The sequence below is a fragment of the Parvibaculum sp. genome (assembly GCF_030694575.1).
Classification (GTDB): domain Bacteria; phylum Pseudomonadota; class Alphaproteobacteria; order Parvibaculales; family Parvibaculaceae; genus Parvibaculum.
In genome coordinates, this window is the sequence record NZ_JAUYUS010000100.1 from 114,261 (window position 1) to 127,943 (window position 13,683).

Consider the following 13,683-nt stretch of genomic DNA (forward strand, 5'->3'; position numbering starts at 1 on the left):
CAGCGCAAATGCGAATAGATGGCGCAGACCAGACCAACCGGACATCGCAAAACTCCTCCTGCCCCCGATACGCACTCAATAAAACAAGATCAGCGCCGCGAGCCCCAGAAACGAAAAGAAACCGACGACATCCGTCATGGTCGTCACGAAAACCGCCGAAGAAACCGCCGGATCGGCACCGAGTTTATCAAGCCCCAGAGGAATGAGAATGCCGGTCAAGCTCGCGACCACCAGATTGATCATTATGGCACCCGCAAAGACCGCGCCGAGCCACTCGTTGCCAAACAACAGAGCGGAAAGCGCGCCGAGAATTGCGGCAAAAATCATTCCGTTGAGAATGCCGACAAGGAACTCACGCGAAATCGTCCTGCGCACGTTGAAATGTACGAGATCGCGCGTAGCAAGCGCGCGCACGGTGACCGTCATGGTCTGGGTGCCTGCATTCCCCCCCATCGAGGCGACGATGGGCATAAGGACGGCAAGGGCGACCATTTTTTCGATCGTGGCATCGAAAAGCGCGATTACCGAGGCGGCGAGAACGGCAGTTACCAGATTGACCAGCAACCAAGGGACGCGGCTGCGGCTTGTCTGCAGCACGGAATCCGATATCGATTCCTCGCCGAGACCGGCAAGCAGGCGAATATCCTCCGCCGCTTCCTCGCTGATAACCTCGACGATGTCGTCAACGGTGACCACGCCGACAAGGCGCCCGCCCTCGTCCACGACGGCAGCCGAGATCAGGTCGTATTTGCTGAACTGGAGCGCCACTTCTTCCTGGTCCATTTCCACCGGAATAAGCGTCTGCTCCGTCTCCATGATTTCGGAGATCAGCACCGGCCGCTTGGAGCGCGTGACGCGCGAGAGCGGCACCGTGCCGATAGGCCGGTATGCCGGATCGACAACGAAGATTTCGTAGAATTCATGCGGCAGTTCTTCCGCCTCGCGCAGATAGTCGAGCGTCTGGCCGACGTCCCACTGCGGCGGCACGGCAACGAGCTCGCGCTGCATCAGGCGGCCGGCGCTGTATTCCGGATAGTCGAGCGACTGTTCCAGCGCGGCGCGCTCGCTCGCGGGCAATTGTTCGAGAATGCGGCGCTGTTCCGCCTCGTCCATATCCTCGAGGAGATAAACGGCGTCGTCCGAATCCATTTCGGTCAGCGCGGCGGCAAGGTCCTTCGGATCGAGCAGTTCGATCACATGGTCGCGCACACTTTCATCGAGTTCGCTGAGGACCTCCGGATTGAAATCGGTCCCGAGCATGCCGACGAGATCCTGGCGCTCGTCGGGCCGCAGCAATTCGAGAAGCTCGGCAAGGTCGGCAGTCCGTAGCGGCAGCACCAGTTCGCGGGCCTGCGCTTTGTCGGCACGATCGACCGCATCGACGACCGAGCGCACGAAGGTCGGCGAGAGCGCTTCCTCCGCGAGGTCTTCCACTACGTCGGTGGTTGCCGGATCGGCCAAACGGCACTGCTCCCAGAATGAATCGCGCTCACGAACTGGGGCGAGTGTGCGTTATTTGCCCGGGCCCCGCCAGCCGCGCATGGCGGAAAAAAGGGGACGAAACCGCGAAAAACCGGAATTGAACCCGAGAGTCAAAAGCCCGGCCAAAAGGCCGGGCCAATGATGGTGCGGTCGAGAAGACTCGAACTTCCACGGGAGTTACCCCACAGCGACCTCAACGCTGCGCGTCTACCAATTCCGCCACGACCGCATGTCTCGTGAGCCGGGGGGATGTAACAAATCCCCGACACTTGCTCAAGCGGCAAATAGCGGGAAAGGCAGGCTAAATCCCGTCGCCGTCCAGATTGTTCGGCAGATGGATGCCGCACTCGTCCTTGTCGCGCCCGACCCAGCGGCCATCGCGGTAGGAACCGCCTTCCGGCACGCGCTCCGTGCAGGGCATGCAGCCGATGGAAAGATAGTTGTCCTTCACCAATGGATGGCGCGGCAGCTTGTGTTCGTCGACATAGCGTTCGAGATCGTCCTGGCCCCAATAGGACAAGGGATTGATCTTGAAGCGCGTGCCGAGGTCTGAGCCGGGCTCGCCCGTGCCGCGGACTTTTTCCTCTTCGATCGGGTCCATGCCTGCCCGGGCACTGGTCTGGAAACGCTTGCGGCCCGTGATCGAAGCGTCGAATCCCCGAAGCGCGCGCTCCAGCGGCAGCACCTTGCGGACATAGCAGCAGGCATCGGGATCGGCGTTCCACAAACCGCCATTCGGGTCCTGGGCCGCGAGGTCGGCCGGGTGCGGGCCGACCGCTCGGATGTCGGTGAGGCCGAGCTTTTCCTGCAGGCGGTCGCGATAACGCAGCGTCTCGCCGAAGAGCTTGCCGGTATTGAGGAATATCACCGGCGTCGTCGGATCGACCTGCGCCACCATGTGGAGAAGGACGGCCGATTCCGCGCCGAAAGACGAGACGACGGCGATCTTGCCCGGAAATTCGGTTTTGATCATCGCCTCGAGAAGCTCAACGCCGCCAAGGCCCTTATGGGTTTCGCGCAGGCGGGCCAGCGCAGGCGAGGCAACGGTCGCCGCGTCCATGATGGCCGCGCGCCCTTCGCTCATCGCCGCGGTGCCGGGGCGCCGCCTCAAATCGATCGCTGTCATGACAGCCAGCCTTTCTCTTCGATATAGGCATCGACCCTGCGGCCGATTTCCGCGATTTCGATGCCTTCGGCGCGCCATGCCTTGCGCTGCCGGCCGAGTTCATCGAGCCGCCCGGCCCATTCAGGTCCGAAGAGACCTTCCAGGTGCCGCCTCAAGCGCCGCGCGAGACCGGGGGACTTGCCGCCGGTCGAAACGGAGATCGTGAGATCGCCGCGCCTGAGGATCGAGGGGACGTGAAAGTCGCAGAGCGGCTTCACATCCTCCGTATTCACGAGCCGCCCAGCGGCCCTTGCCTTGCCCGCCAGCGCGGCACTCTCCCTGTCGTCCAAACCCGCCAGGAAGACGATATGAGCCTCCTGGAGCGCTTCGGCGGCGGGGCGCGCGCCCTTGAGCCGCTTTCCCGCCTGCTTCGCCAGCGCCGCCGTGGGCGCCTGCGAATAGACCTCGAGATGGGCCGCCCCCGCTGCATCGAGCGCGGCGAGGCGCTTTTCAGCCACTTCGCCCTCGCCGACAAGGACCACTTTGAGGGAGCCGAGATCGATCAGGATCGGAAACATGCGCACCTCCCAAGGTGGCCTTCTGACGCGCGGGCGCTCTAATTCCCGCAAGACATAACAACTATGCCGTATAATTCAACTCACGTCCGTATATTATTGTAATTCACACTGAACTTAGGAGAAATACAAAAAAGGGGCCCGAAAGGCCCCTTGTCCGACGTGAACGCAATGGAGGAGACAGGCGGAAACCTAGTTCTCGCCGCCCATCAGAACGGAGGTGATGGAAACCGCAACCCGTTCCCCCTGCACGACAATTTCGCCGCGCGCGATCGGCACGTTGTTGGCGAGGACCCAGATTTCCTCGTCCTGCCTGGTGTCGAGCTCGATCACGGCGCCGCGGCCCATCTTCAATAGCTGATGGATCGGCATGGTGGATTTGCCAAGCACGACTGAAAGCTCGACGAAGACATTGTTGACGGAATTCACGCTAAGCCCCACTTGCCCGGTACTCCCTTACACGGTGCCTAAAGTCGCATGCTAGAGTTACTCCATGGTTAAGCCGCTCATCCTCGAAAACCCCGCCTTGGAAGCCCCGGAATGGCGGATTTCCGACGTTCCCGTGCCTTACGAGGAGGCGGTGAAAACCATGGAGGAACGCGCGGCGGCGATCGCGGAGGGCGCGGCGCCCGAGCTTGTCTGGCTGCTCGAACACCCTGCCCTCTACACCGCCGGCACCAGCGCGGACGACAGCGATCTTATTGATCCCAAACGCTTTCCCGTCTTCAGGACGGGACGCGGCGGGCAGTACACCTACCACGGGCCAGGCCAGCGCGTGGCCTATGTGATGCTGGACCTGAAACGGCGGAAGCCCGACGTGCGCGCCTATGTGCAGGACCTCGAACGCTGGCTGATCGCGACTTTGGCCGAATTCAACGTGACCGGCGAGACGCGGACAGACCGCGTCGGCGTATGGGTCAGGCGGCCGGAAAAGGGTCTGACGGCGGAAGACAAGATCGCCGCCATCGGCGTGCGCATCCGGAAATGGGTGACATTTCATGGGGTTAGCCTGAACGTCGAACCGGACCTCGATCATTTTTCGGGGATCGTGCCGTGCGGGATAAGCCAGTTCGGCGTGACGAGCCTCGCCGATCTCGGCCGGACGGCGACCATGGCCGATGTCGACATGGCGCTCCGAAAAACCTTCGACGGCGTGTTCGGACGGGACTGATTTTCGTCAGCAAACGGATGGAAACGGGGACAAGTCCGATTTCCGTTTCCGCAGCGCGGCTTGCGGGCCTATCCCCTCACGATGGATCAGGGACTGTCACGCGACTGTCATCGAACCGTCGCAAATCACGGTTTCATATAATCCGTATACGGATTGACAACCGGTTATCCCCGGTCCTTTGGACGAGATTCGCATGGCGGCACCGGGGATAAGTGCGCGGGGATAAATTCGATCCGCTCTCCTCTCCTCCCCCCGCCTCAGAACTCGACGCGCACCTCCGCCTTCAATCCGTGGTCGCGGGCGTCCGATGCGTATTCGCCCGCATAGCCGAGCGTGAGCTTCGTATCGGTGCCAAGCCGGAAGGCAATATCCCCGCCCAGCGCGAGCGTGTCCTCCGCGACCGGCGCACCCCGCGTGGTGAAGGGCGAAGCGGGCGCGGAAGCGAAGGCCGCGCGGGTGGCGGGATCGACATCGCCGAAGGCGTGGCGCCAGGCGAGCGAACCGGAGAGCGCGACCTGGCCGGTCTCGCGGCGGGCGCGCAGGCCGAGGGTCGAGGTGCCGGTGGTGTTGTCCGACGCGGCGATGGTGAGCGCGGCGGGCCCACCCGTTTCCGTGAAGCCCTCGCTGCGGACATGGGTGACGGCGAGGCCGGCAAAGGGTGTCAGCACGGCGGAACCCATGCCGACATCCATGCCGGCCTCAACCGATGCCTGGACTGTGTGAGATGCATAGTCCGCGGCAAGATCATTCGTCAGTCCGCCAACGATGACGGTGCGCTCCGCTTCCGAGCGGCCATAGCTGTAGCCGAGCGTGGCGCCGAGATCGATGACCCCGAACGTCGCGCCCGCATAACCGGCGACGTGGAAATTGTCGCTGTCGCCGGAGGAGGACAGCGCCGATACGTCGAATGTCGAACGGCTGTAGCCGAGCGCGAAGCCGACGCGGCTATTCTCGCCCACCGCCTTGTCGGCACCGCCGAGGAAACCGGACGAGCGGCGGTCGAGCTTCGCCGCCGTCGCCGTGGCGTCGTTGGTGCCCCAGCTTCCGAAGAGCTGGCCCCAGACGGCAGGCGCATCGGCGGCAAGCGCGTCGCCCGCCGCCGGAGCGTATCCCGCCGACGACGCGACCCGCGCGCCGGAGAACATCTGCAGGCGGACCTGCAGCACGTCGCGCAACTGCTGCGCCGAATTGAAGGCGGCGCTGCCCGCGCTGCCATAAGCCTCGCCCGACAGCGCATCGAAGGCGGCGCGCGCTTCCTCTTCGGTCATCGTCAGGATTTCATCATAGATCGGGTTGCCCGGCCCGAGCCCGTTCGTGGCGGAGGCAACACCCTGCTGGTTCGGCGTCGTCGTGACTTCGGCGAAGTCGATGTCGTTGCGCAGGAGCGTCATGCGGACATTGTTCGCATCGTAGCTGAGGTCCGGCGTCAGAAAGGCAAAATCGGATGCGATGCCGCCGAACGTCCCGTCGAGGCCGCCATCGGCGGTCAGGATCGTCCGCGTCAGGTACCACGGATAGGAGCCGGCAAGCCCGACATGCGCGACGCTGGCACCGTTGAGATATGCCGTACCCGTCACATAGATGAGATCGACGGTGTTCGATGACGTGCCCACCTCGACTTCATAGGTCGAGTCGGCGTCGAAGGTGAGGTCGCCCGCGACGGTCAACGTGCCGACCGAGCTGCCCGGCGCGATGACGGCGCCTGCACCGAGCACCGTGGTGCCGACCGTGCCGGAGCCGCCGAGCCGCGCGTTGGCGACGTCGAGTGTACCGCCGAGCGAACCGTTGACGATGAGCGTCCCCGCCTCGACCGTCGTCGTCCCGGAGAAGCCGGAGTTGTTGCCCGACAGCGTCGTACTGCCATCAAGAACACGCAAGGCGCCGGCTCCGTAAATATCCGTACCGAACACATAGCCGGAATTCGTGTGATTGAAGACAAGCTCGCCCGTGCCGGAACCGAAATGGAGCTCGTCGACATTGAATGCGCCTGCGGCGACAGCAGAATCGCCGGCCGCCGCGCCGATGTTGATGGTACCGCTGGCATTCGAACCAAGGGCCGCGACCGCGTAGAGAAACTCGACCGTCGCGCCATTGGCGACCGTCAGGACGCCATCGCCGTAGTTCCCGATATGGATTGTATCGCTACCGGTCATGGACGAGCCTTCGCCGTCCACCGTGATCGTGCCCGAGCTTCCTCCCAGGTTGCCGGCATAGACGTTGTCAGCGCTCACCGTGCTGCCATTGGTGATGGTGAGCGTACCGGTGCCCGCACCGCCGACCTCGATCGCAGAGTCAGCAATCCATGTCGAGTCCTCGCCGTCCACCGTCACGGCGCCGCTTCCGCCGGCCTCCTGGCCGATATAGCCCCTGAAGCTGCTCACCATGCCGCCGCCGGATATGTCGAGAGTGCCGTCGCCCTCATAACCGACGGCGATATCCCAATCGACCGTCCATGCAGAATCCGCTCCGTCCACAACAACATGACCCAAGCCGCCGGACAGAAAGCCGACAAAAGCGGACTGGCTGCTTGCGCTGCCACCATCCGTAATGTCGAGCGTACCCTCGCCCTCATAACCGACGTAAACGCTGTAAGCGGTGCTGAATGTCGAGTCCGCTCCGTCGACGGTTACCGTGCCGACACCGCCGGAGGAAAAGCCGATCGCGCTTGTGGAAGTGGCATCGACCGCGCCTCCGCCGGTGATGTGAAGCGAACCGTTCCCCTGATTGCCCACCGTGAAGTTGGCGCCCGTCCAGACCGATCCGGCACCGTCCACCGTGGCGGTGCCCGTCGCGGTAGCCGTGAGTGCGATAATGCCGCCGCCGGCGCCGCTGTTCACGATGCCGCCATCTGTAATATCGAGAGCACCGCTGCCGGAAAATCCGACAACGACCCCGCCGGCCGCCGTCAGCTCCGCATCGGGGCCGGTCACCTCGACGGCACCGCTTTGCCCCGCACTCTGACCGATCCAGACGCTCGACGCGGCGGCGCCATCGGCCCCGATCTCAGCCGTGCCGCCATTGTTGATGTTTGCCTGATCGCCGGAGGTGGGGACGCCGCTGTTCCAGTTCGCCGGATCGAACCAATCGCCGATGGCGCCGGTCCAGTCGGTGGCGCCGGCGGGCGAGGCGGCGAAGACGCAGGCGGTGAGCGCCGTGGTGACAAGGAGCGCGGCACGGAAGGTGCGCGCGTTCTGTCCAGAGTTCCGTATTGCAGATTGTTTCATTGCCCCGTTTTCCCACGCTCACGCGACCGCCTTGCGCCAGGCAAGGCTCCGCCATGGACGGTGCTGACGCACCATCGCCGCCGATGTCGCTATTTTCCGATGACGGCCGACGCAACCCCATTCGCGCGTCGGCCGATGCGCAGAAGCTATGAGGGCGCTTGCTGGCGGTCAATTGTCCGCAACGGTTCCGGGCTGACTTTTATTGGGGGGAATTTTGGGGAGGGTGGAAGAAAGGGGACTGGCTTTAATCCGTCAACATTTCCCGACCACCGAAACACGCATCGTATGCCGCGTCGATCACGGCGAGTTTCGCTGCCTGCGCGGCGGCGATCTCGGCGAGGAAATCCGCCGACACCCACATCGGCGAGCGGCCGCGCTCGCCTTCCCAGCCGATGCTGCCAAGCGCCTGCGCCTCGCGCAGCTTGCGGGTGAGATGTGTGCGCGACAGGCGCAACCACTCCGCCATGCCGGCGACGGAATGGATGGAGGTCGGCACGCGCGGGACGCCGGCTTCGGCATCGCCGAGACCGGCAATCATCCGTTCCATGACGACGCCGCCATTGTTGAGCCAGGTGAAGAGCGAAAACGTGCCCGCCGGCTCGCGAATGGCATCCAGCGTCAGCAACCCCTCGGCGATCATTGGCTGAAGCGCGGCGAGTGCGGCTGGATTCGCCGCAAAATCGGCAGCGCGCGCGCCGCCGTCGAGACTGTCGAGCGTCGCAAGATGGAGCGCGACCCAACTCGCGATGGCGTCGAGCGTTGCCTCTGTCGGCTCCATCGGCTTGAGGCGCCGGTCGTACTCGTTCGGCAGCAGACGCACGATTTCATATTTGAGCATTTCCCTGGCGAAGGCATCCGCCGTGTTCTGGCTCGCCACACCGTGATCGCTGACCTTGTCGAGAAAGCGCGCTACGGTGAGACCGTTGCGGAGGTCGGCGGGCCCGCGCCGGAAATAAAGTGCAAGGCCGATGTGCGCCATCAGCCAGCGTTGTTGGGTGGCGAAGATGGAGGACAGGCGAGGATTGCCGTCATAGGCGGCCAGCAGCACCTCCGCCTGCCGCTTGATGCCGGGGAGGAGCGCGGGGTGGCGCGCGATGACATCGGCTGCGAGGCTCACAATGGCGTGCGCTCGATCGTGCGGAAGCCGATATAGAGGAGGCCGATGCCGAGCGCGACCACGGCGAGCCAGATGAGCGCGCCGAGGACGGGGATCGAGATGCCGATCCAGATGATGGCCGTCGCGAGGATGATGCCGACGATGCGGCCGAGCGTGCCCTTGCCCGTTTCGCGCAACCGGCTCGCGATGTATTCGCCGGACGCCGCGAGCGTGGCGACGAGGCCGAAGATCATGCCGAGCGGCCAGAGCAGCAGCAGAAGGAAGGCGAGCGGCAGGCCGACGATGGTGATGGCGACGAGGACGATCAGCACAGGCACGCCGACGAGCCAGAGAAGCCCGAGCCCGAAAGCGAGCACGGGCTCGCCGGCGAGGCCGTCGCGCATCCGCCGCGAGGTGACGGGCGCGGCGAGCGCGAAGAGAACGGCGAGCGCACCGAAGAAGACGGCGCCCCCCGCCGTCATGTGATAGCCGGGCGCGGCGAGGCCGCGGCCGTCCCACTGCTCTCGCATGTGGTTCTCTCGCCAGCGCTCGCGCGTGACGCCGCGCGGCTCCTTCTCCGCCGGCGGCTCGAAGGCATTGCCGTTGATCTCGCCGGCGATGCGCGCGCCCCTGTCGATCTCGGCGGCGGATGGCGAGTAATAGGTGACGTTGCCGTCGATCCGCGCATCGGGGCCCAGCGCGAGGTCGAGGCCGTAGAAGCTGACATCGCCCTTCACGCGGCCATTGACGAGGGCCTCCTGCGCGCGGATGGAGAGGTCGCGGCCGATCTCGCCCTCGACGGCGACGCGGCGGCCGGCGATCCATGTGTCGCCCGCGATGTCGGCGTCGCGCGTCAGGATCACGATCTGGCCGGCGGCGGTGAGCGAACCCGCGATCTCGCGGTCGATGGTGAGTTCCTCGGCGGCGGCGAAGACATCGTCGCCGCTTTTCCATTCGACGGCGCGGCTGGCAGGCGCCTCGGGCGCCGCGAGGGCCGGACCGCCCGCAAGGACGAGAACGAGGATGAAAAAGGCCGACCGGATTCCGCCGCGCATGGTATCTCCCTGCGATTCTTGCCGCCCCCGGAGGACTATAGCGCGGGAGGGAGGTGGGAGACAGTGCTGTGGGGGCTGCTGCATTGAAGGCAGCGGGTGGCGCGCCCCCTCACCCCTCCCGCCTTGGGCGGGCCCCTTCCCTCTCCCCTTTGGGGAGAGGGAGGGAGCCGTCGTCAGACGGCGGAAGGGTGAGGGGCCTACGCGAATTCCATGATGACCGCGTCGACGGCGAGGCTGTCGCCGGGGGCGGCGTTGATCTTTTCGACGGTGCAGTCGTTTTCGGCGCGGAGGATGTTTTCCATCTTCATCGCTTCGACGACGGCGAGCGCCTCGCCTGCCTTCACTTCCTGGCCGACCTCGACGTGAATGGCTTTCACGAGGCCGGGCATCGGGCAGAGGAGGAGTTTCGAGGTGTCGGCGGCGATCTTCTCCGGCATCAGCGCGTTGAGGCGGTGGCCGACGGCCGTGCGCACGACGGCATGGGCGGAGGCACCGCGATAGCGCAGGTGATAGCCCTGCTTGGCGCGGACGATCTCGACCACCATCGTGACGCCATCGACCTCGCCGCGGAAGACGGCCTGACCCGGCACCCATTCCGAACGGACGAGATGGGTTTCCTTGCGGCCGCCCTTCTCGTCGAGGAAGACGACGCGGCAGGCGCCGCCCGCATCCTCGACCTCGACGCGCTGGTTCCACTCGTCGACCGAGACGACCCATTCCTTCGGCAGCTTGCGCGGCCGGCCCGCAAGCTGGCCGCTGATCTGCACCGCGCGCGCGGCATGAACCTCGTTCATGAAGACGGCGATGGCGGCAAGCTTCACCGCGCGGTCATCCGACATCGGCACGCCGTGGAAACCATCCGGATATTCCTCGGCGATGAAGCCCGTGGTGATCCGGCCCTCGCGGAAGCGCGGATGCTCCATGATCGCGTTGACGAAGGGAATGTTGTGCTGGATGCCCTGGATGTGGAACTGGTCGAGCGCGACCGCCATGTGGTCGATGGCGGCGAGACGGTCCGGCCCATGCGTGCAGAGCTTGGCGATCATCGGATCGTAGAACATCGATATTTCGCCGCCTTCGTAGACGCCGGTATCGTTGCGGACGGTGAGGCCGTTATGCGTGCCTTCCGCGGGCGGCTGGTAGCGCACGAGGCGGCCGGTCGACGGCAGGAAATTGCGGTAGGGATCTTCCGCATAGACGCGGCTTTCGATCGCCCAGCCCTTGATCTTCACATCCGACTGCTTGATCGAGAGTTTCTCGCCATAGGCGACGCGGATCATCTGCTCGACAAGATCGATGCCGGTGATGAGCTCGGTCACCGGATGCTCGACCTGCAGGCGCGTGTTCATTTCGAGGAAGTAGAAATTGCGGTCCTTGTCGACGATGAACTCGACCGTGCCCGCACTTTCGTAGTTGACGGCTTTCGCCAGCGCGACGGACTGCTCGCCCATCGCCTTCCGCGTCGCCTCGTCGAGGAAGGGCGACGGCGCCTCTTCGATGACCTTCTGATTGCGGCGCTGAATGGAGCATTCGCGCTCCATCACATAGATGACGTTGCCGTGCTTGTCGCCGAGCACCTGGATTTCGATGTGGCGCGGCTGGGTGACGAACTTCTCGATGAAGACGCGGTCGTCGCCGAAGGAGGATTTCGCTTCCGACATGGAGGAGGTGAAGCCGTCGGCGACTTCCTTCTCCGACCAGGCGATGCGCATGCCCTTACCGCCGCCGCCGGCCGAGGCCTTGATCATGACCGGATAGCCGATCTCGTTGGCGATCTTGGTGGCTTCGGCGACATCCTTGATGACGCCGAGATAGCCCGGCACCGTGTTCACTTTCGCGGCGTTGGCGAATTTCTTCGACTCGATCTTGTCGCCCATCACCTCGACGGCCTTGATGTTCGGGCCGATGAAGGCGATGTCGTTATCCTTGAGCGCCTGCGCGAATTTCGCATTCTCCGACAGGAAGCCGTAGCCGGGGTGAACCGCCTCGGCGCCGGTCTCTTTGCAGGCGGCGATGATCTTGTCGATGATGAGATAGGACTGTGCGGCGGGCGGCGGGCCGATATGTACGGCCTCGTCCGCCATCTCGACATGGAGCGCGTCCTTGTCGGCGTCGGAATAGACGGCCACCGTCTTGATGCCCATCTTCTTCGCGGTCTTCATCACGCGGCAGGCGATTTCGCCCCGGTTGGCGATCAGGATTTTCTTGAACATGGGATCGCCTCTCAGAGCGGAATGTTGTCGTGCTTTTTCCACGGGTTCTCGAGCTCCTTGTGGCGAAGGAGCGCGAGGGCCCGCGCGATGCGGACCCGCGTGGAATGCGGCATGATGACTTCGTCGATATAGCCGCGCTCGGCCGCGACGAAGGGATTGAGGAAGCGGTCTTCATAGGTCTTGGTATGGGCCGCGATCTTTTCCGGGTCCTTGATGTCCTGACGGTGGATGATTTCCACCGCGCCCTTGGCACCCATGACCGCGATTTCGGCGGTCGGCCAGGCATAGTTGATGTCGCCGCGGATATGCTTCGAGGACATGACGTCATAGGCACCGCCATAGGCCTTGCGCGTGATGACGGTGACCTTGGGCACGGTCGCTTCCGTATAGGCGAAGAGAAGCTTGGCGCCATGCTTGATGAGGCCGCCATATTCCTGCGCGGTGCCCGGCAGGAAGCCCGGCACGTCCACGAAGGTGACGATCGGAATGTTGAAGCAGTCGCAGAAGCGCACGAAGCGCGCCGCCTTGCGGCTGGCATCCGAGTCGAGCACGCCGGCGAGCACCATCGGCTGATTGGCGACGATGCCGACGGTGCGGCCCTCGACGCGCGCGAAACCCGTGATGATGTTTTTCGCGAAGCTCTCCTGGATTTCGAAGAAGTCGCTTTCGTCCACGACCTTCAGGATCAGCTCCTTCATGTCGTAGGGCATGTTGGGGTTGGCGGGGATGAGCGTATCGAGCGAGGTCTCGACGCGGAGCGCGTCGTCGAAGAAGGGGCGCTCCGGCACTTCGTCCTTGTTGGAAAGCGGCAGGAAATCCACGAGACGGCGGATCTGCGTCATCGCGATCACGTCATTGTCCCAGGCGCCGTCGGCGACGGAGGATTTGGTGGTGTGGATCGACGCGCCGCCGAGCTGTTCGGAGGTGACGGTTTCGTTCGTCACCGTCTTCACGACATCGGGGCCGGTCACGAACATGTAGGAGGTGTCGCGGACCATGAAGATGAAATCGGTCATGGCGGGCGAATAGACGTCGCCGCCGGCGCAGGGGCCCATGATGACGGAAATCTGCGGGATGACGCCGGACGCCATGACGTTGCGCGTGAAGACGTCGCCATAGCCGCCGAGTGCGTCCACGCCTTCCTGGATGCGCGCGCCGCCCGCATCGAAGAGGCCGATGATCGGGGCGCCGGTCTTCAGCGCCATGTCCTGAACCTTGGTCATCTTCTTCGCGTGGCTGCGCGACAGCGAGCCGCCGAAGACCGTGAAGTCCTTCACGAAGAGGAAGACGGGGCGGCCATTGACCGTGCCCCAGCCGGTGACGACGCCGTCGCCGGGGATCTTCTGCTTCTCCATGCCGAATTCATGGCTGTCATGCTCGACGAACATGTCGAACTCTTCGAAGGAGCCTTCGTCGAGCAGCAGCTCGATGCGCTCGCGCGCGGTGAGCTTGCCCTTGGCGTGCTGCGCATCGATGCGCTTCTGCCCGCCGCCTGCCCGCGCCTCCTGGCGCCGCTCTTCAAGCCGACGAAGAATGTCCTTCATGCCGCCCCCTCAATAACCGGAGAAACCGCCACCCGAGGGGCGGGTATCTGACCTTGTTCCGAACGCCGGGATACGGGCTTCAAGTGAAGCGGCCCGCTGGCGCTGTCGCGTCGCGCGAGGCGACCTGAATAGCACCGAAATCTCGTTTTTGCCAATGGCTTGGACGCCATTCTTATTGAGGGGGCGGAAGCAATTAATGAACCGGCGGAAGGCCGGAA

At 64.2% G+C, this 13,683-nt stretch carries 10 protein-coding genes and 1 tRNA gene; 1 reads left to right on the forward strand and 10 read right to left on the reverse strand.

Annotated features, from left to right (window positions below):
- Positions 1-75 precede the first annotated feature (75 nt).
- From mgtE to Q8S60_RS14560, 5 genes are all read right to left on the reverse strand, one after another.
- Entirely contained in the window at positions 76-1,461 is a 1,386-nt protein-coding gene (gene mgtE, locus Q8S60_RS14540; protein WP_305278221.1) for a magnesium transporter, read from the reverse strand.
- 163 nt (positions 1,462-1,624) lie between these two features.
- Positions 1,625-1,711, reverse strand: a tRNA-Leu gene (locus Q8S60_RS14545).
- Positions 1,712-1,783: 72 nt separating this feature from the next.
- Positions 1,784-2,542, reverse strand: coding sequence for a phosphoadenylyl-sulfate reductase (locus Q8S60_RS14550; protein ID WP_371134392.1), 759 nt, complete (start codon positions 2,540-2,542; stop codon positions 1,784-1,786).
- Positions 2,543-2,604: 62 nt separating this feature from the next.
- Positions 2,605-3,165, reverse strand: coding sequence for a bifunctional precorrin-2 dehydrogenase/sirohydrochlorin ferrochelatase (locus Q8S60_RS14555; RefSeq protein ID WP_305278223.1), 561 nt, complete (start codon positions 3,163-3,165; stop codon positions 2,605-2,607).
- A gap of 189 nt (positions 3,166-3,354) precedes the next feature.
- On the reverse strand, positions 3,355-3,591 hold the full coding sequence (locus Q8S60_RS14560; RefSeq protein WP_305278224.1) for a FliM/FliN family flagellar motor switch protein: 237 nt from the start codon (positions 3,589-3,591) through the stop codon (positions 3,355-3,357).
- A 64-nt stretch (positions 3,592-3,655) separates the two neighbouring features.
- Here Q8S60_RS14560 and lipB point away from each other — a divergent pair, with 64 nt between their 5' ends.
- On the forward strand, positions 3,656-4,333 hold the full coding sequence (lipB, locus tag Q8S60_RS14565) for a lipoyl(octanoyl) transferase LipB (RefSeq protein WP_305278225.1): 678 nt from the start codon (positions 3,656-3,658) through the stop codon (positions 4,331-4,333).
- A 257-nt stretch (positions 4,334-4,590) separates the two neighbouring features.
- Here lipB and Q8S60_RS14570 read toward each other — a convergent pair whose 3' ends face one another.
- The 5 genes from Q8S60_RS14570 to Q8S60_RS14590 all read right to left on the reverse strand — a co-directional run bounded on the left by Q8S60_RS14570 (position 4,591) and on the right by Q8S60_RS14590 (position 13,465).
- Entirely contained in the window at positions 4,591-7,557 is a 2,967-nt protein-coding gene (locus tag Q8S60_RS14570) for an autotransporter domain-containing protein (protein WP_305278226.1), read from the reverse strand.
- Positions 7,558-7,801: 244 nt separating this feature from the next.
- A complete protein-coding gene (locus Q8S60_RS14575; protein WP_305278227.1) occupies positions 7,802-8,674 on the reverse strand; it encodes a hypothetical protein in 873 nt (290 codons plus the stop codon).
- A complete protein-coding gene (locus Q8S60_RS14580) occupies positions 8,671-9,708 on the reverse strand; it encodes a hypothetical protein (RefSeq protein ID WP_305278228.1) in 1,038 nt (345 codons plus the stop codon). Before Q8S60_RS14580 ends, Q8S60_RS14575 begins: the two co-directional genes overlap by 4 nt.
- A gap of 197 nt (positions 9,709-9,905) precedes the next feature.
- Positions 9,906-11,921 carry an acetyl/propionyl/methylcrotonyl-CoA carboxylase subunit alpha gene (locus tag Q8S60_RS14585; RefSeq protein ID WP_305278229.1) on the reverse strand — a complete coding sequence of 672 codons (2,016 nt, stop codon included), beginning with the start codon at positions 11,919-11,921 and terminating at the stop codon, positions 9,906-9,908.
- 11 nt (positions 11,922-11,932) lie between these two features.
- Positions 11,933-13,465: an acyl-CoA carboxylase subunit beta gene (locus Q8S60_RS14590; protein WP_305278230.1), complete on the reverse strand. Its 1,533-nt coding sequence runs from the start codon at positions 13,463-13,465 to the stop codon at positions 11,933-11,935.
- Between the last annotated feature and the right edge of the window lie 218 nt (positions 13,466-13,683).